Source organism: Nocardia sp. CDC153 (genome assembly GCF_035818515.1).
Classification (GTDB): domain Bacteria; phylum Actinomycetota; class Actinomycetes; order Mycobacteriales; family Mycobacteriaceae; genus Nocardia.
In genome coordinates this window covers 1,146,771-1,162,995 of sequence record NZ_JAYKYU010000001.1, presented here as the reverse complement: position 1 = coordinate 1,162,995, position 16,225 = coordinate 1,146,771, and the positions used below count along the sequence as shown (strand labels likewise).

The window sequence follows — 16,225 nt, the reverse complement described above, 5'->3', positions numbered from 1 at the left end:
CCCCACTCACCGATCACAACCACTTCGCCTCGCAGGGAGTACTTTTCATGAATCGCAAGACCTGGTTGATCACCGGCGCCTCGAGCGGGTTGGGCAAGGCGCTTGCCGAATATGTCCTGGCCCGTGGGGATCAGGCGGCACTGGCCGCGAGTTCGACGGCCAGCACTACGGAATTGGCATCGCGTTATCCGGAAACCGCACTGGCACTCCAGCTCGACGTCACCGATGCCGAGCACCGGGTCGATGGAGTCCGGTCCGCCCTCGACCGCTTCGGCGCGATCGACATCCTGGTCAACAACGCCGCGATCGACTTCATCGGCGGCTTGGAGGAACAGGACGAATCCGATTACCGCAGGCTGTTCGAGGTCAACTTCTTCGGTGCCGTCGCGCTGACCCGCGAGGTTCTGCCCAGCATGCGTCGGCGTCGCGCGGGCGTCATCGTCAATGTGTCCTCAATGGACGGCTTCGCCAGTTTGCCCGCGAATGGTTACTACTCGGCGAGCAAGTTCGCACTCGAGGGCTTCACCGAGGCTCTCTGGCAGGAGATCGAACCGCTGGGACTGCACGCCATGGTGATCCAGCCCGGTTCCTTCCGCACCGGAATCGAGCATCGCACGAAATCCTCCGGCCAGCCGATCGAGGACTACGCGGCCACGGCCGGTGCCTTCCGACAGATCTTGGAAGGCATTACCCCCGAGATGTTTCCGGGCGACCCGAGGAAGGCCGCCGAGGCCATCTACGCGAGCGCGACATCGCCCGAGCCCCGGCATTGGGTCGTCCTGGGCAGCGATGCGCAGCGCCGGATCGGCGTCAAACTCGACCAGCTCCGAGCCGAATTCGACGCGGGCAAGGACATGGCGCTCAGTACCGACTTCCCGGGCAGCGCCGAGCACGCCGTCCTTTGAAATGGATCTCCAATAAGCAGGAGCAGCAATGGAATTGAATCTCGAGGGAAAGCGCGCACTGGTAACCGGCTCGAGTGCGGGCCTGGGCGCGGCGACCGCGAAACTGCTTGCGGCGGAAGGGGCGACCGTGATCGTGCACGGCCGCGACGAGGCCCGGGCCCGCCAGGTCGCCGACGCCATCCGCACGGCGGGTGGCGCCGCATCGGTAGTGCTCGGGGACCTCACCACCGACGCCGGTGCGGACAGGGTCGCGGAGGCCGCGCTCGCGGGCGGCCCGGTCGACATCCTGGTCAACAATGCCGGCTTCTACCGCCACCTGTCGTGGACCGATGCGACCGCGAAGGAATGGGTGTCCACCTATAACACCAATGTCGTGTCGGGCGTGCGCATGATTCAACGTCTCGTGCCGCAGATGCGCGCACGAAATTGGGGGCGGGTGATCACGATCGGCGGCGGTCTCGCTTCACAGCCGATGAACACCCACCCTCAATACAACGCGACGCTGGCAGCCCGACACAATCTCGCGGTCTCTCTCGCCCGCGAGCTGAAAGACACTCGGGTTACCTCCAATGTGGTTTCGCCAGGCGCGATTCTGGTAGAGGCGACAAAGGATTTGGTGACCGAGATCGGCCCCGCCCGTGGCTGGGGCGACACGTGGGAACAGATCGAACCCAACGCGGTGAATTCGCTCATCCCCAACGACCGCGGACGCTTCGGCCGGGCCGACGAGATCGCCGCGGCCGTCGCGTATCTGTGTAGCGACTACGCCGAATACATCAGTGGCGCAACAATTCGCGTCGACGGCGGCCTCATCAAGAGCGCCTTCTGAGGGCGAACCAGCGCGGGTTGTCATTCGCATACAGATCCGACAGGGTTCTCCCGCAGGTCTGCACGGTGCCGTCGGGGCGGACGAGCACGGCGGTGGCGCGGCTGCTGCGGAGCAGATCGGCGGAATCGGCGGCACGGAAGGCCGGACCGACGTCGGCATGGGCTCGTTCTACAACCACTTCTCCAGCCGCGAGAAACTCTTCCAAACCGCCGTCGAGGAGGCGCTCGACCGCCACGGCGCGCTACTCGACCTGCCGCCCGAGGCCGAAACCGTTGGCGCAGTGCGGACTTGACAGGTGCAGGTTCGGGGATATCGTTGAGGTGGATGTCGAAAGCCACGGCCCGGTAGGTAGTCCGGGTGGCGCGATGCGCTCGTACACACAGTTCTTGTGTCCAGAACATCCCTTTCTGTTGTGAAATCCAGAAAAGGGAAGAACTGTGAACACATCACCATTGCGTGTCATCGTGATCGGTGCCGGGCTGGGCGGACTGGCGCTGGCTCAGGGCCTGCGCCGCGACGGTATCGAGGTCACGGTCTATGAGCGCGACACCTCTCCCACCTCCCGCACTCAGGGCTATCGGCTGCGCATGAATCCGGATGGGCTCGCCGCACTGGAACAGCTACTGCCGCAACACCTCAACCAATTGGTGTCGGCGACCTGCTCGATTCAGCCCCCGAGTGCCTACTTCGATGCTCGGCTCGATCCGATTCCCAGCACCGATCCGGGTCGCGGGCACGATGGTGGCCGCAATGTGGCGGTCAACCGTTTGACGTTGCGGCAGATCCTGCTGGCCGGGCTCGGCGACGTGGTCTCGTTCGGACGCGAGTGCACGGGGTACAAGACCAATCCCGACGGCACCGTGACCGCTGTTTTCCGGGACGGCTCGCACGCGACCGGCGATGTGCTCGTTGCCGCAGACGGCGTGAATTCACCTGTGCGCCACCAATATCTGCCACACGCACGGGTGATGGACACCGGCGTGCGCACCATCTACGGCCGGTTCCCGCTCACCGAGGAGACCGTGGCAGCCATCCCCGAGCGGCTGTTCACCCTCTACAGCGGCGTCCTCGGCCCGGACCATCGGCATCTCGGATTGGCCCCGGTGCAATACCGTCCGCCGGTCCACGAAGCGGTGGCCGAACTCGGCGGTGCGGTCGAGTTCACCGATACCGAGGACTACATGATGTGCTTGTTCTCGGCACCGGCCGAACTACTGCCGCTCTCCGACGACGAATTGCATTCCGCGAGCGGGACACAACTACGAGACGTGGTTGTGGCTCAAACCCGGGACTGGAGCCCGCATATCGGCACGATCCTCGAAATGTGGGACCCGGCAACCGTATTCCCACTCACCATTCGATCCAGCGTGCCCATCGCACCCTGGCAGACAAGCACCGTCACCCTGCTGGGCGACGCCGCGCACGCCATGAGCCCGGCCGTGGGCGTCGGGGCCAATACCGCACTGCGCGATGCGGCCCTGCTCGCAACACAACTGGGCAAGGCCGCCCGCGGCGCCGAGCTCGTCCCGACCGTGCATGACTACGAAACCGCCATGATCGACTACGGTTTCCGAGCCGTGCGAACCTCGGCGAAGTTCGGACAGCAGCGAATGGGCCAAGCCCCACTACCGGCCGACGCACCGTAGGCCATCCGGCACAACGAAAACCCTGGTAGCTCAACCACTATTGGGCTACCAGGAGCGACACCTGGTCACCCGACCCCGCACCCACCTCAGTGTGATCACCGCGGTTGGGTCGGCGTAGAGCTGGCGTCGCCGGGCCGTTCGCTGCCGTGCTCGGCGAGCAGTCGGTAGCGGCCGTTCTCCCGGCGGACGGTTCCTGCCGTGGGCTGCGGGAAGTGAGTGCCGAGGAGTAGCGCGTCGGTGTCCGCCAGCGCGTCGAGCAGTCGCGCACGGGTGCGGACCGCCTGTGCGGAGTCGATGTCGACACAGCTGCTCACCCGGGGGTGGGACAGCTGCACGGGGTGATGGATGCTGTCGCCGGTGATCAGCGCTCGGCGGTCGCTGCCTCGCAGTTCAACGGCGACCTGTCCCGGGGTGTGGCCCGGAGCCGGGACCAGGAAGACACCCTGTGCCACCTCGTGCCCGCGCTCGGGCACGTCCACGAGGTCATACTGCCCGGCGTCGCGAACCGGGGTGATGGAGTCGCGAAACATCTGGCGGCGAGCCTCATCCAGGTCGGTGTCGGCCCAATGGTTCCATTCGGCGCGACTGGTGAGGTAGCGGGCGTTGGGAAAGGTAGGGATCCAATCGTTCCCGACGAGGCGGGTATTCCAGCCGACGTGATCGGTATGCAAGTGCGTGGTGATCACGAGGTCCACGGAATCGGGCGGGAAGCCGGCCGCCACCAGGCGCTCCAGGAAGTCGGTGTCGAGACCGTTCCAGGCCGAGTTGGTTCGGGGCTTGGCGTTGCCGATGCCGGTGTCGACCACGATCCGCAACCCGTCGACCTCCACGGCGAAGCTGTGGCTTGCCAAGCGGGGGACCTCGGCATCGGCGAAGTCGGGGCGCAGCCATGGTGCCTCGTCCAGGACTTCCTTGGTTGCGTCCGGCAGCAGCCAGGGTCCGGTCTGCCGCGGCAGCTCGATCTCGTCGACCCGATGCACGGTGATGTCGCCGAGGCTCCATCCCATGCTCGGGAGGGGGACAGTCCGCCGGGGCGGCAGGGCGGTGGCGTTGGTCATCGAGACATCCCGAGGTTAAGGCGAATATTTTGCTTTAAGCACTCTAGCGGCCGAGCGCCGCCGCCACCAGGCGGTTGGTGTAGGCCGCGGACAGGTCCGTGGGGCGGAACAGGATTCGGTACATCAGGGGGGCGACGACGAGGTCGAGCAGGGTCTCCACGTCTGGTACGGCCTCCCCGCGCCCGGCCGCGCGTACGCCGATGACCTTCAACTGCTCGGCGGCATAGTCGGAACAACGCGCCGCATTGCCCTGCTCGGGGTCGCCCAGCAGGGCGTCGCGAAGGTACGTGCGGCCCGGCGTCGAGGACATCTCCTCGGCGAACTGCCTCGTCCAGGCCTCCAGGTCCGCCCGCAGGCTGCCATGGTCGGCCGGCGGGATGTCGGGCCGCAACCGCTCGACGGCCACATCGGACAGCAGTTCCCGCAAGTCCCCCCAACGCCGGTAGACGGTGGACGGCGTGACCCCCGCACGCGCGGCAATCAGCGGCACGGTGAGCGCGTCCCGCCCCAACTCCGCCTCGAGATCTCGAACGGCCCGGTGCACGGACTCCTGGACACGGGCACTACGCCCACCGGGGCGTGCGGTCGCACGAGTACTCATGAAAACAGCTTAACGCTAAGAAATTGCGTCGATCGCCAAGCATTTCAGGTTCGAAGCAGCGAGCAAACCGGCTTGCCTACGCGCCCGTTTCACCGGGGACATGGTGCCGTCCCGCCGTGGCGGGGCGTCACCGACATCCTCGGGCCGTCGGGTGTCAGCCCATGAGCTCGCGTGCCGACGGTCCTCGACCGTGCAGCAGGGCGGTCTCCGACCAGATCAGCATCGCGATCGGGCCGCAGACGAAAAGCTCTGCGATCAGGTGGCTTTCGGGGGTTTGCCGCCTCATCTGCTGGCTCCTTCGGGTTTGCCGCCACGTGGTGCGGGCTCGGATTGCGCCGAGCGGACGAAGTCTCGGACGGTGTCGGTGAAACGTTCCGGTTCTTCCAGATGCCCCAGGTGGCCGCTGTTTTCCAGGATCGCCAGTCGCGAACCGGGGATGAGGTCGTGCAGTTCCTGTGCCCAGCGCGGTCCGCAGATGATGTCGAAGCGGCCCACGATGACCAAGGCCGGGACGGCCATTTTCGGCAGATCGGCTCGGTCGTCGATGATTTCGGGTTTGCCGAGCGCATCCAATCCCGAGATATAGCTGGCGCGCAGCGCATCTCGCACCGGAGCCCAGCGCTGCTCGTCGCCCCAGTAGTCGGCGATGTACGAGGGCAGGACGCCGCGGGCCACGGCGAGCGTCTGCTCATCGCTCGAAATGTCTTGCATCGCACCGAAGGCCGCGAGCACGTCGGCCAGTTCGGGCCGGTCGGCGTGCGCGGCGGCGAATTCCTGGAGCCGCCGTGCGGCCTCCGCGCCGTGCTCGGGCCCGGTCACCGGCGCGCCCTCGTAGAGGATGACGCCCGCGAGCCCGGCCGGGCGGTGGATCGCGTGGTAGGCGGCGACGAACGCGCCGTGCGAATGGCCCAGCAGATACACCCGCGGCACGCCGAGGTGGTCGATGATGCGTTGCAGCGCGATGCTGTAGCGCTCGCGGGTGTAGCCGTTGGGATGGGTTGGCAGGCGGCCGGATTCGCCGGTGCCCAGCGCCTCGACGTACACCATGGTCAGGTGCTCTTCGAGCGCGGGCATGCGCAGGTACTCCCAGTGGATTCCGGGCCCGCCGGGATGAACCAGACAGACCGGCCCACTGCCGAATGCGTGGTACCGCTGCGTGACGCGGTCGGAGTCGAAGGCGTGCGCACCGGGCGTGAGCACGCCGGAGGCGTGGTACGAGATCGACATCACGCGGCCTGTAGCGGTGCGGCGAAGGACTTGCGCAGCGAGGAGGGCCCGACCAGGGGCAGCAGCGCCGCCAGGATCTTGCCCTTGAGCGCCTGCGGGTTTCGGGTCAGCTCGACGTCGACGCGGCAGCCGGGCAGATCGGGCGTGATCTTGAAAACCCAGCCGCCGCCCCCGCCGAAGAGCTTGGAATCGAGAGTGGTGATGGCGACGGTGTCCCCGGCCGGGTCCCAGTCGTAGCGGGCGCGCTCCCAGGCGGCGGCGGTGCCCTCGGTGACCTCGGCCCAGTTGTCGCCGCGGGCGTGGACGGTGAAGTGTTCGGCGTCGATGGTCGGCCACACCTCGGGACGGGTGGGTCCGAAGTCGGTGAGCACGTGCATGACTTCGGCGGGAGACAGGGTGGACATCAGGTGGAATCGAACGGTAGCCATGGAAATACCTTCGCCGCCGGTGCCGGGCCGCCGAATCTGTCAGATGACGCTGACTTGACGTAATCCATTTTCGGTAGGGTCACGACCGGGCCCGCAGACCCTTTCGGGGCCCGGAGGAGGGTTCCGCACCATGCCGTTGTTCGGACGAGACACCGAACTGAAAGACCTGGCCGCGCTCGTGGACGGCCTGGGCGACCGCGGCGGGATCCTGATCGAGGGCGAGCCCGGCATCGGGAAGTCGACCCTCGTCGAGCAGACCGCCACCGCGGCGACCGCCGCCGGCCTGCGGGTGCTGCGCACTGCCGGGGTGGAGGCCGAGAGCAATCTCGTCTTCGCCGGATTGCATCAACTGCTGTACCCGTTGCGACGCGAGTTCCATACGCTGCCACCACGTCAATTCGACGCCCTGGCAACCGCTTTGGGTATGTCGGACGGCACGGACGAGCCGAGCGTTCACCTGGTCGGGCTCGCCGCCCTGACCCTGCTCGCCGATTCGGCGGCCGAGCGCGCGGTGCTGATTGTCGCCGAGGACGTGCACTGGCTCGACCTGGCCAGCGCCGAGGTGCTGGCCTTCGTCGCGCGCCGCCTCGACTCCGAACCCGTCGCCGTGCTGGCCACCCTGCGCGTCGACACGACCTCACCGCTGCGCGCCGCCGGACTCACCCCCATGCGGCTCGGCCCGCTGCCCGACGACGACGCAAGGGCGCTGCTCGACAGCGTCGCACCGGAACTGCCCGCTCAGCTTCGGCATCGGGTGCTCGAGCAGGCCCAGGGCAACCCACTGGCGCTGACCGAACTACCCACGGCCGCAGCGGATCTCACAGGTGCCGCCCCCGCCCTGCCGCTGACCGAACGGCTCGAACAGGCCTTCTCGGCGCGGGGCGCGACACTGCCCGCGCCGACCCGGTCGGCTCTGCTCGTCGCGGCCCTCAACGACGGCGACTCGACCAGCGAAACACTCACTGCCACAGCGATTCTCCTGGGCACCGCGGTGACCTCCGAGGTACTGGATCCCGCCGTAGCGGCCCGATTGGTCGCAACAGTCTCCGGCACGGTGACTTTCCGCCATCCGCTGGTCCGGTCCGCGCTCGTGACGGCGGCGACCGCCGAGGAACGCCGCCGCGCGCATCTGGCGCTCGCCGAAACACTGCGTGAGTCGCCGGATCGCCAGGTGTGGCATCGGGCGGCGGGTGCGGCGGGTGCCGACGAAGCGGTCGCGGCGGCCCTCGAGGACGCCGCCGAACGGTCCCGGCACCGTGGCGGCGCGGTCGTGGCGTTGGAGCGGGCCGCGGCCCTGAGCGTCAACCCGGGCCGCCGCGCGGCTCGCCTGCTGCGCGCGGCCGAGCTGGCCGTCGACTCCGGCCACCGCGATACCGTCGAACGGCTGGTCGACGCGGCGCGACTGCTCCCCCTCACGACCGAGCAAGAGGCGACCGCCAAGTGGGTGCTCAGCGGGTTCGACGACGGCATCCGCGACAGTCCTTCGCACATCGGTGAACTGGCCGCGCTCGCGGCTTCCGTTGCCGCCGACGGCTTTCCCGACGCCGCACTGCGGATACTGTGGGCCGCGGCCGCGCGGTGCTTCTGGTCCGAACCCGGGCCCGATACCCGTCGGGCGGTGCTCACGGTCGCCGACTCCTTCGGCCTGCCCGGCGATGATCCTCGCAAGCTCGGGATCGACTCGATCGTGGCTCCGTTCGAGCGCGGCGAACCGGTGCTGCGCCACCTGCGTGGGCTCGCCGCTACCACCGGCCGTGATCCGGAGGTCGATCACTATCTCAGCAGCGCGGCCTACCAGGTCGGCGCGTTCGACCTGGCGGCGCACTTCGCCGGCGCGGCCGTGCCCGGATTCCGTTCCTCCGGGCGGCTGGGGCTGCTGACGCGAGCGCTCGCGGTCCAGGGTTCGAGCCTGGCCAGGCTCGGCGATCTCGCCGCCGCCGCGCCCGTCACGGCCGAGTCCGTGGCCTTCGCCCTGGAGACCGGGCAACCGTTCATGCATGCGACGATGGTCGCGACCCAGGCCGAAATCTTCGCTCTGCGTGGTGATTACGAGCAGGCCGCGATGCTCGCGATGGACGCCGAACGGACCGCGCTCGCGGCGGGGGCGCGGCCCGTGCTGGCCAAGGTGCAGCTGGCCCGGGGGCTCGTCGCGCTCGGTGAGGGCCGGTTCGACGACGCCTTCACCGATCTGGCGCGGATCCACGATCCCCGCGACCCGTCGTATTCGCTGCCGCTGCGCGCGTGCTTCCTTCCCCTGCTCGCCGAGGCCGCGGTCCGCTCCGGACGCATCGACGCCGCGGCGGAACTGGTGCGCGGGCTGGAACCGGAGGCGGCGGCCACGCCGTCACCCGCCTTCCATATCGGAATGCGTTATGCCCGAGCAGTTCTCGCCGGTGAGGCGGCCGCGGAACTGTTCGACGCGGCCCTGGAGGCGGATCTCACCGACTGGCCCGCCGAACGCGGCCGCCTGCATCTGGCCTACGGCGAGTGGCTGCGCAGGCAGCGCCGAGTGGTGGAGTCGCGCACCCATTTGCGTACGGCCCGAGAGATTTTCGACGCACTTGGCTTCACCGCGTGGAGCGAACGCGCCCGGCTGGAACTGCGCAGCGCGGGCGAATCCAGCCCGAACCGCGACCCGGACGCGCGCGACCGGCTCACCCCGCACGAGCTGAGCATCGCGCAACTGGCGGCGCAGGGCCTGACCAACCGGGAGATCGGGCAGCGGCTCTACCTGTCGCACCGGACCGTCAGCACCCATCTGCACCGGATCTTCCCGAAGCTCGGCATCAGTTCGCGCGGTGACCTCGCCGCGCTACTGCCCACCCTGGATGAAAAGGCCAGTTGAGCCGGCCCTAATCGACCCCGGCCAGCTGTGACCGGGCAGAACCTGCTGCCGCACAACCGATCTCCGGCTCCGAGCACCCAGCGTGCCCGGAGCCGGAGCTCGGTCGAGGGAAATCGTCTGCCGGCGGCGTCAGACGGTGATCGTCTGATATTCGGTGTATTGGCCCAGCCCCACCGTGCCGTATTCGCGGCCGATCCCGCTGGCCTTGAATCCGCCGAAGGGGCCGTCGAATCCGACCGGTGCACCGTTGATGGTGACCGTCCCGGTCCGGATGCGGCGGGCGACGGCGATGGCCGTGTCCTCGTCCGCCGACCACACGCCGCCGGAGAGTCCGTACTCGGAGTCGTTGGCGATGCGGATGGCGTCGTCGATGTCGTCGTAGGCGAGGACGGCCAACACCGGGCCGAAGATCTCCTCCCGCGCGATGCGCATGTCCGGCGTCACGTCGGCGAAAACCGTTGGCGTGACATAGAAGCCGTCCCGCAGGCCGGGCGGGAGCTGCGGGCCGCCGCAGACCAGGCGCGCGCCCTCGCCGATGCCGATCTCGATGTAATCGCGGACTCGCTGCTGCTGATCGCCGCGGACCATGGGCCCGATGAAGGTGCGCGGGTCGCGCGGGTCGCCGACCGGCAGGGTTTCGACCAGCGCGGCCAGCGCCGCCACCACCTCCTCGTAGCGGGCGCGCGGTGCCAGGATCCGGGTCTGGGCGATACAGGATTCACCATTGTTCAGCAGCGCACCGAATTTCAGGCCGTCCATCACCGCGGTCAGATCGGCGTCGGGCAGGATCACCGCCGCCGATTTGCCACCCAGTTCCAGGCTCACCCGTTTGAGTCGCTCACCCGCGATGGCCGCGATCCGGCGACCGGCCCGGGTCGAACCGGTGAACGCGATCTTGTCCACCCCGGGATGGGAGATCAGGTACTCACTGGTTTCCCGTTCCGCGGGCAGCACGCTTATCACCCCCTCCGGCAGGCCGACCCGATCGATCAGCTCGGCGAGCAGGCCCATGCTCAGGGAGTTCTCCGGAGACGCCTTGAGCACCACCGAGTTTCCGGTCAGCAGTGCGGGCAGGATCTTCGAGGTCGCCGAGGAGAAGGGCGAATTCCACGGGATCACCGCCGCTACCACGCCGACCGGCTCGCGCCGAACCACACTGCGCACGAGCGCGTTCGGGTCCGACGGGGTGAGGGTGCGTTCCCAGTCGAAGTCCTCGGCGGCCGTCAGGTAGGCATTCGCCTGCCGGGTCAGAGCGGCCTGCCCGGCCTGGGTGAACCAGGCGGCGGAACCGTTTTCGGCGGTGATGAGCGCGGCGATCCGGTCGGCCTGCCGCTCGCGCAGCTCATTGAACGTGCGCAGCACCGCGATTCGATCGATCGGTGGGGTATCACGCCATTCTCGACCCTCGAAGGCCGCCTGCGCCGCCGACACCGCGCGATCCACGTCCGCGGGCTGAGCCTGCGCCGCCGCACCGAGGAGCGATCGATCGTGCGGCGAGAGAATCTCCAGCAGTGCCGGTTCACTGGGCTCGGTCCACACGCCCCCGATGTAGAGGCGATCGTAGGTGATCATTCGTGGGCTCCCGCCGTGAGAGCCGAGAGGCGTTCGAATTGGCTGTCGGACAATTCGATCCGTGCGGCGGCGATGTTCTCGTCGAGGTGCGTCGGGGAGGCGGTGCCCGGTATCGGCAGCATGGTCGGTGACCGGTGCAGCAGCCAGGCCAGCGACACCTGCACCGGCGTCGCGCCGAGTTCGGCGGCGACGTCGGCCAGGGGGCCGTCGGCGGTGGCGTGCGCACCCGCCGCTACGGGGAACCACGGGAGAAACGCGATGCCCTGTGCGGCCGCGTATTCCACTACGTCATCGGCCGCGCGATGGGTGAGGTTGTAGAGGTTCTGCACGCTGGCAATGGGAACGATCTCCGCGGCCGCGCGGATCTGGTCGACGCTGACTTCGGACAGGCCGATATGGCGGACCTTGCCCTCGGTGACGAGCCGGTGCAGCGCGCCGAGCTGATCCTCGAGCGGATATTCGGGGTCGACACGGTGCAGTTGCAGCAGGTCGATATGGTCCACCCGCAGTCGGCGCAAGCACAGTTCCGCCTGTTGCCTCAGGTAGGCCGGATGCCCCAGCGGTAGCCACTCGGTCGGACTCGGGTGCACCGCGCCGACCTTGGTCGCGATGACGACGTCGTCGCGGTACGGGGCCAGCGCCTCGGCGATCAGTTCTTCGATGTCGCCGAGCGCGTAGACGTCGGCGGTGTCGATGAGGTTCACGCCCGACTCGACCGCGCGGCGCAGCACGGCGATGGCGGCCCGCCGGTCGGCGGGGGCTCGCCAGACGTGGAACACCCCGGGGTCGAAGTCGGATTCTTGGGGAGCCAAACGCATTGTGCCGTAACCGATTCGGCCTACCTCGAGGTCGCCGCCCAGGCGAAGGGTTGTCGTCATGGTCGTGACGCTATGGGTCGCCCTACGCGGGCCGCGTGCGTCGGATGACGTAATCGCTGACGTCATCGCGGTTCCGCCCGCTGGTCACGATGGGTTTCGAGGAGGCGCAGCCATACCTCACTTATGGTCGGGAATGCGGGAACCGCGTGCCAGAGCCGGTCCAGGGGGACTTCGCCGGTGATGGCGATGGTCGCGGAGTGCAGCAGCTCGGCGACGCCCGGTCCGGCGAAGGCCGCGCCGACGATCACCCGGCGTTCCGGATCGACGAGGATGCGCGCCCGGCCGCGATAGCCGGGATCGTGCTGGAGCGCACCGGCGACCCGGCCGATGTCGTAGTCGACCACCTCGACGATCCGGCCCGCGCGGGCGGCGTCCTCGGTGGTGAGGCCGACCGCGGCGATCTCGGGATCGGTGAACACGACCTGCGGGACGGCGACGAGATCCGCGGTGCCCGTGTGCTTTCCCCACGGCGCGGTGTCGATGTCACACCCGGCGGCACGGTCGGCGATCACGGTACCGGCGACCCGTGCCTGATACTTGCCCTGATGGGTGAGCAAGGCCCGGCGATTGACATCGCCGACGGCGTACAGCCATTCGCCCTCGACGCCGGTCACCGTGAACGCGTCGTCGGTGGCGAGCCAGTCACCGGGGGTCAAACCGACTGTCTCCAAACCGATGTCGTCGGTGCGGGGCTCGCGCCCGGTCGCGAGCAGCAGCTCGTCGACCACGATTCGGGTGCCGTCGTGCAGGCTCAGGTGCAGACCGTCGTCGGGTCCGCCCGCCCGTTCCGCACTCGATACGCCCGAGTCGAAACGCAACTCGACACCCGCCTCCCGGAGCCGGTCGGCCACCAACTCGGCGGCGAAGGGTTCGACGCGGGCGAGCAGTCGCGGCTCCCGGGCGATGAGGACGACCTCCGACCCGAGAGCCCGCCAGGCCGTGGCCATTTCGACGGCGACCACGCCCGCGCCCAGGATGGCCAGGCGACCCGGCACCTCGGTGGCGCTGGTGGCCTCGCGACTCGTCCACGGCCGCACCGTGTCCAGACCCGGCAGCGGTGGCACCGCGGCCCGGGTGCCGGTGCAGATCGCGACCGCGTGTCGGGCGCGCAATCGCACCGTGCCGCCGTCGGGTGTCTGCACCGTCACCCGTCGGACCCCGTCGAGCCGTCCGTGCCCCCGAATGAGGGCTATGCCAGCGGATTCGAGCCATTCGACCTGGCCCTGGTCGTTCCAGTCGGCGACCATGCGGTCCCGGTGTTTCAGTACCGCTCGGGCGTCGAGCGGCCCGGTCACCGCGCTCGCGACACCGGGGAACCGGGCGGCCTCGGCGTACAGGAGTGCGGGACGCAGCAGGGCCTTGCTGGGTTCGCAGGCCCAGTACGAGCATTCGCCGCCGACCAGTTCGGATTCGACGACGACCGTGCTGAGACCCGCGGCTCGGGCGCGGTCGGCGACATTCTCGCCGACCGGTCCCGCCCCGAGGACTATGACGTCGTAGCTGTTCTCGTCAGACATGATGTGCTTTCGGGGGCGTCAGCGGCCGGGGGCGCGCTGGGTGACTTCCTGCAGGAACCAGGTGTTGCCGTCGGGGTCTTCGAACGCGGCGAAGGATCCGTAACTGCGGCGATCCGGATGCGTTCCGGGGACGCGGTCGGTGGTTCCGGCGTGGTGGAAGACACCGGTCGCGTCGCGAAACGGTCCGTCGACGGCGATGCCGCGTTCGGCGAGTTCGGCGACGGCCTTCTCGATGTCGGTGACGACGAGGTGCAGTCCGCGCAGGGTTCCGGGGGCGGCGTCGGTGACTCCGGCTCCGAAGATGATCGAGCATTCCGAGCCCGGCGGGGTCACTTGGATCACGCGGTAGCCGTCGTTCACGGTGAAGTCGGCGTCGAGCCGGAATCCGAGTCGGCCGGCGTAGAAGTCCTTGGCGCGATCGACATCCGCGACGGGCAGCACGACGACTTCGAGTTTCATGTCCATGACCGGGTTCTCCTGTGGTGGTTTCGGTGGTGGATCCCACTGTCGCCTCCGGAGCGGGGTGCCACATCCGTCAACTGACGCTGGTATCGACGTACCGTCCATGACCTACGTCGCGATCAGCGTCAGCTGACGGATGTGGGGACGGCGGTCCCGGCGCGAGGGTGGTGTACATGAACACCACTGCCGCACCACCCGTTTCGACATCCGAACGTTCGTCGCTGATCCGGCTGTATCTGACCCGCGGCGTCCTGGCGATCGCGTGGGCGATCGCCTTCGCCGCGTCCCACGACACCTTGGACGCGATCGCGGTGACACTCCTGGTCGTATACCCGCTGATCGACGCCGTCTCGTCGCTCCTCGACCAGCTCGCCGTGCCGGACGGCTCCGAGCGCCGCCTGATCGCCCTCAACGGCATCGTCAGCGCGGTCATCGCCGTCGCCCTCGGATTCGCCGGAACCGTCGGCAATGCGGCCGCCGTGCTGGGTGTATTCGGTTCCTGGGCAGTGCTTTCGGGCGCGGCGCAACTGATAGTCGGCCTGGCCCGACGAGGCCCCACCCTCGGCAAGCAATGGCCGACCCTGATCTCCGGCGGCCTGTCCTTCCTGGTCGGCGCGACCTACATCGCCCAGACCACCGCCGACTCCCCCTCGCTGGACGTCCTGGCCATCTACGCCACCGGCGGCGGCATCTTCTTCATCGCGCAGGCCGCCCTACTGGCCTGGAAGCACACCCGCCGCTGACCAACCATTCGATATCCCGAAGAAGGAACGCACATGTCCCAGAGACTGCACGGCAAGAAGACTCTGATCACCGGCTCCACCAGCAATATCGGCCGCGCCATCGCGTTCGCCTTCGCGGCGGAAGGAGCCCACGTCATCGTCTCCGGACGCGACCGGACACGCGGTGCGGCGGTCGTCGCGCAGATCCGCGCAGCGGGCGGCGAAGCCGACTATGTCCACGCCGATCTCGACGGCACCGCCGCCGCCAGCCGCGCACTCGCCGCGGCGGCATCCGACCGCCTGGGCGGACGCATCGACGTCCTGGTCAACAACGCGGGCATCTACCCGCCGGGAACCACGCTGACCATCGACGACGAGAGCTTCGACCGCGTGTACGCGGTCAATGTCAAAGCCCCGTTCTTCCTCACCCAGGCCGTCGTCCCCGGGATGATCGATACCGGGGAGGGCGTGATCATCAATCTGGGCTCCTGGGTCGCGCGCCTCGGCATCCCGGTCGGCGCGCTCTACGCTTCGACCAAGGGCGCGATGGAAACCCTCACGCGCGCATGGGCATCCGAATTCGGCGACCGCGGCGTCCGGGTCAACGCCATCTCCCCGGGCGTCATCATCACCCCCGACTGGGATCCCGCCGTCGAGCACCCCGCCGAGACGATGATGCTCGGCACCCCCGCCGGCCGCCCCGGTCACCCCGACGCCATCGCCGCAGCCGCCGTCTACCTCGCCTCCGACGCCGCCGCCTTCATCCACGGCACCGTCATCGATGTCGACGGCGGCCGAACGGGTGTCGCGGTCATCGCCGATCGCACCAGCGCCTGACACCGCAACCACAGGAGATCGATTCGATGTCGAACGAACCCACAGCCGTCCGGGCTGGTCGACGGCACGGATGTGCCGTCGACACAGTTGTCCGGCTACGGAATTGGCGGCATCGTCACTGCTGCGCGTCCGCGGGGGCCGAATCTGGAACGGTGGTCGCCGCCGGCGGTTGCGAGCCGAACACCTGGATCGCGGTGCCGATGCCGGCCGGAATGCCGAGGGCGGCAGCGCCGACCAGCGATCCCACGGCGATACCGAGTCCCATACCCACCAGGCAGCCGGCCGGGCCGGAGGCGAGGAAGAACTCGGGCACCAGCGCGGCACCGACGGTGCCGCCCAGCACGCACCCGGCGGCGGCGCCGATCAATCCGCCCGCGATGGTGCCCACGCTGGTCGCGATCCCCAGATTCGTTGCCACCACACCCATTCCGGCTTCGAAGGCGGCCTGTGGATCGGCCGGCGCGGCGTCGATGGTCTGCGCGGCCGGTGCCGCGGCGACCGGTGTGACCGCGGGCGCGGCGCTGTCCGGCGCCGGTGCGGACACGGCGGTGACGGGCACGAGGGCGGGTGTGGGGTCGTGCTCGGCTGCCACCGCGGGCCCGGCGGCGACGGAACAGGCGGTCACCGCGATGGCAGCGGCGGCGACGGCGCGGGATGTGAACTTCATGGTGCTTCCTCATCTGGGTGGAGAGATATTC

The 16,225-nt window shown here is 68.6% G+C and carries 17 protein-coding genes; 6 read left to right on the top strand and 11 right to left on the bottom strand.

The genetic code is table 11. The features are described from left to right. The first annotated feature begins 47 nt into the window (after window positions 1–47). Window positions 48–905, top strand: a complete 858-nt coding sequence (locus VMT65_RS05235) for an SDR family NAD(P)-dependent oxidoreductase (RefSeq protein WP_326306755.1) — start codon at window positions 48–50, stop codon at window positions 903–905. Between the two features lie 28 nt (window positions 906–933). Beyond that, on the top strand, window positions 934–1,734 hold the full coding sequence (locus tag VMT65_RS05230) for an SDR family NAD(P)-dependent oxidoreductase (protein ID WP_326306754.1): 801 nt from the start codon (window positions 934–936) through the stop codon (window positions 1,732–1,734). Here the strand turns inward: VMT65_RS05230 and VMT65_RS38370 are convergent. Beyond that, window positions 1,718–1,969, bottom strand: a complete 252-nt coding sequence (locus VMT65_RS38370; RefSeq protein ID WP_442790205.1) for a hypothetical protein — start codon at window positions 1,967–1,969, stop codon at window positions 1,718–1,720. The genes VMT65_RS05230 and VMT65_RS38370 overlap by 17 nt on opposite strands. Window positions 1,970–2,171: 202 nt before the next feature. Between VMT65_RS38370 and VMT65_RS05220 the strand changes: the two genes are divergently transcribed. Further along, window positions 2,172–3,380, top strand: a complete 1,209-nt coding sequence (locus VMT65_RS05220; RefSeq protein WP_326306753.1) for an FAD-dependent oxidoreductase — start codon at window positions 2,172–2,174, stop codon at window positions 3,378–3,380. A 95-nt stretch (window positions 3,381–3,475) separates the two neighbouring features. On the opposite strand, the gene VMT65_RS05215 is transcribed toward VMT65_RS05220, so the two are convergent. From VMT65_RS05215 to VMT65_RS05195, 5 genes are all read right to left on the bottom strand, one after another. Next, window positions 3,476–4,438, bottom strand: a complete 963-nt coding sequence (locus tag VMT65_RS05215; RefSeq protein ID WP_326306752.1) for an MBL fold metallo-hydrolase — start codon at window positions 4,436–4,438, stop codon at window positions 3,476–3,478. 43 nt (window positions 4,439–4,481) lie between these two features. After that, window positions 4,482–5,039: a TetR/AcrR family transcriptional regulator gene (locus VMT65_RS05210; RefSeq protein ID WP_326306751.1), complete on the bottom strand. Its 558-nt coding sequence runs from the start codon at window positions 5,037–5,039 to the stop codon at window positions 4,482–4,484. A gap of 154 nt (window positions 5,040–5,193) precedes the next feature. Next, window positions 5,194–5,325 carry a hypothetical protein gene (locus tag VMT65_RS05205; RefSeq protein WP_326306750.1) on the bottom strand — a complete coding sequence of 44 codons (132 nt, stop codon included), beginning with the start codon at window positions 5,323–5,325 and terminating at the stop codon, window positions 5,194–5,196. After that, window positions 5,322–6,266 carry an alpha/beta fold hydrolase gene (locus VMT65_RS05200; RefSeq protein ID WP_326306749.1) on the bottom strand — a complete coding sequence of 315 codons (945 nt, stop codon included), beginning with the start codon at window positions 6,264–6,266 and terminating at the stop codon, window positions 5,322–5,324. The genes VMT65_RS05205 and VMT65_RS05200 overlap by 4 nt, the downstream gene beginning before the upstream one ends. Continuing rightward, window positions 6,266–6,694 carry a hypothetical protein gene (locus VMT65_RS05195; RefSeq protein WP_326306748.1) on the bottom strand — a complete coding sequence of 143 codons (429 nt, stop codon included), beginning with the start codon at window positions 6,692–6,694 and terminating at the stop codon, window positions 6,266–6,268. The genes VMT65_RS05200 and VMT65_RS05195 overlap by 1 nt, the downstream gene beginning before the upstream one ends. A 130-nt stretch (window positions 6,695–6,824) precedes the next feature. On the opposite strand from VMT65_RS05195, the gene VMT65_RS05190 reads away from it, so the two are divergent. Continuing rightward, entirely contained in the window at window positions 6,825–9,539 is a 2,715-nt protein-coding gene (locus VMT65_RS05190) for an AAA family ATPase (protein WP_326306747.1), read from the top strand. A 129-nt stretch (window positions 9,540–9,668) separates the two neighbouring features. Here the strand turns inward: VMT65_RS05190 and VMT65_RS05185 are convergent, their stop codons facing one another. The 4 genes from VMT65_RS05185 to VMT65_RS05170 form a co-directional block, all read right to left on the bottom strand. Further along, window positions 9,669–11,111 (bottom strand): aldehyde dehydrogenase, encoded by a 1,443-nt coding sequence (locus VMT65_RS05185; RefSeq protein ID WP_326306746.1) that lies wholly within the window; start codon window positions 11,109–11,111, stop codon window positions 9,669–9,671. Then, window positions 11,108–11,989 (bottom strand): aldo/keto reductase, encoded by an 882-nt coding sequence (locus VMT65_RS05180; RefSeq protein WP_326306745.1) that lies wholly within the window; start codon window positions 11,987–11,989, stop codon window positions 11,108–11,110. The genes VMT65_RS05185 and VMT65_RS05180 overlap by 4 nt, the downstream gene beginning before the upstream one ends. Before the next feature lie 62 nt (window positions 11,990–12,051). After that, on the bottom strand, window positions 12,052–13,506 hold the full coding sequence (locus tag VMT65_RS05175; RefSeq protein WP_326306744.1) for a dihydrolipoyl dehydrogenase family protein: 1,455 nt from the start codon (window positions 13,504–13,506) through the stop codon (window positions 12,052–12,054). Window positions 13,507–13,524: 18 nt separating this feature from the next. Beyond that, entirely contained in the window at window positions 13,525–13,971 is a 447-nt protein-coding gene (locus VMT65_RS05170; protein WP_326306743.1) for a VOC family protein, read from the bottom strand. Window positions 13,972–14,141: 170 nt separating this feature from the next. Between VMT65_RS05170 and VMT65_RS05165 the strand changes: the two genes are divergently transcribed. Together VMT65_RS05165 and VMT65_RS05160 are read left to right on the top strand one after the other, a co-directional pair. Next, on the top strand, window positions 14,142–14,711 hold the full coding sequence (locus tag VMT65_RS05165) for a DUF308 domain-containing protein (protein ID WP_326306742.1): 570 nt from the start codon (window positions 14,142–14,144) through the stop codon (window positions 14,709–14,711). 33 nt (window positions 14,712–14,744) lie between these two features. Next, window positions 14,745–15,527 carry an SDR family NAD(P)-dependent oxidoreductase gene (locus tag VMT65_RS05160; RefSeq protein WP_326306741.1) on the top strand — a complete coding sequence of 261 codons (783 nt, stop codon included), beginning with the start codon at window positions 14,745–14,747 and terminating at the stop codon, window positions 15,525–15,527. A gap of 115 nt (window positions 15,528–15,642) precedes the next feature. Here the strand turns inward: VMT65_RS05160 and VMT65_RS05155 are convergent, their stop codons facing one another. After that, window positions 15,643–16,194 (bottom strand): hypothetical protein, encoded by a 552-nt coding sequence (locus tag VMT65_RS05155; protein ID WP_326306740.1) that lies wholly within the window; start codon window positions 16,192–16,194, stop codon window positions 15,643–15,645. Between the last annotated feature and the right edge of the window lie 31 nt (window positions 16,195–16,225).

Bases quoted from the DNA above. Each gene is read 5' to 3' on its own strand.
- VMT65_RS05200 (WP_326306749.1), bottom strand. From the start codon at position 6,266: ATGTCGATCTCGTACCACGCCTCCGGCGTGCTCACGCCCGGTGCGCAC.
- VMT65_RS05160 (WP_326306741.1), top strand. From the start codon at position 14,745: ATGTCCCAGAGACTGCACGGCAAGAAGACTCTGATCACCGGCTCCACC.
- VMT65_RS05235 (WP_326306755.1), top strand. From the start codon at position 48: ATGAATCGCAAGACCTGGTTGATCACCGGCGCCTCGAGCGGGTTGGGC.
- VMT65_RS05230 (WP_326306754.1), top strand. From the start codon at position 934: ATGGAATTGAATCTCGAGGGAAAGCGCGCACTGGTAACCGGCTCGAGT.
- VMT65_RS05205 (WP_326306750.1), bottom strand. From the start codon at position 5,325: ATGAGGCGGCAAACCCCCGAAAGCCACCTGATCGCAGAGCTTTTCGTC.
- VMT65_RS05195 (WP_326306748.1), bottom strand. From the start codon at position 6,694: ATGGCTACCGTTCGATTCCACCTGATGTCCACCCTGTCTCCCGCCGAA.
- VMT65_RS05155 (WP_326306740.1), bottom strand. From the start codon at position 16,194: ATGAAGTTCACATCCCGCGCCGTCGCCGCCGCTGCCATCGCGGTGACC.
- VMT65_RS05210 (WP_326306751.1), bottom strand. From the start codon at position 5,039: ATGAGTACTCGTGCGACCGCACGCCCCGGTGGGCGTAGTGCCCGTGTC.
- VMT65_RS05190 (WP_326306747.1), top strand. From the start codon at position 6,825: ATGCCGTTGTTCGGACGAGACACCGAACTGAAAGACCTGGCCGCGCTC.
- VMT65_RS05180 (WP_326306745.1), bottom strand. From the start codon at position 11,989: ATGACGACAACCCTTCGCCTGGGCGGCGACCTCGAGGTAGGCCGAATC.
- VMT65_RS05170 (WP_326306743.1), bottom strand. From the start codon at position 13,971: ATGGACATGAAACTCGAAGTCGTCGTGCTGCCCGTCGCGGATGTCGAT.
- VMT65_RS05215 (WP_326306752.1), bottom strand. From the start codon at position 4,438: ATGACCAACGCCACCGCCCTGCCGCCCCGGCGGACTGTCCCCCTCCCG.
- VMT65_RS05165 (WP_326306742.1), top strand. From the start codon at position 14,142: ATGAACACCACTGCCGCACCACCCGTTTCGACATCCGAACGTTCGTCG.
- VMT65_RS05175 (WP_326306744.1), bottom strand. From the start codon at position 13,506: ATGTCTGACGAGAACAGCTACGACGTCATAGTCCTCGGGGCGGGACCG.
- VMT65_RS05185 (WP_326306746.1), bottom strand. From the start codon at position 11,111: ATGATCACCTACGATCGCCTCTACATCGGGGGCGTGTGGACCGAGCCC.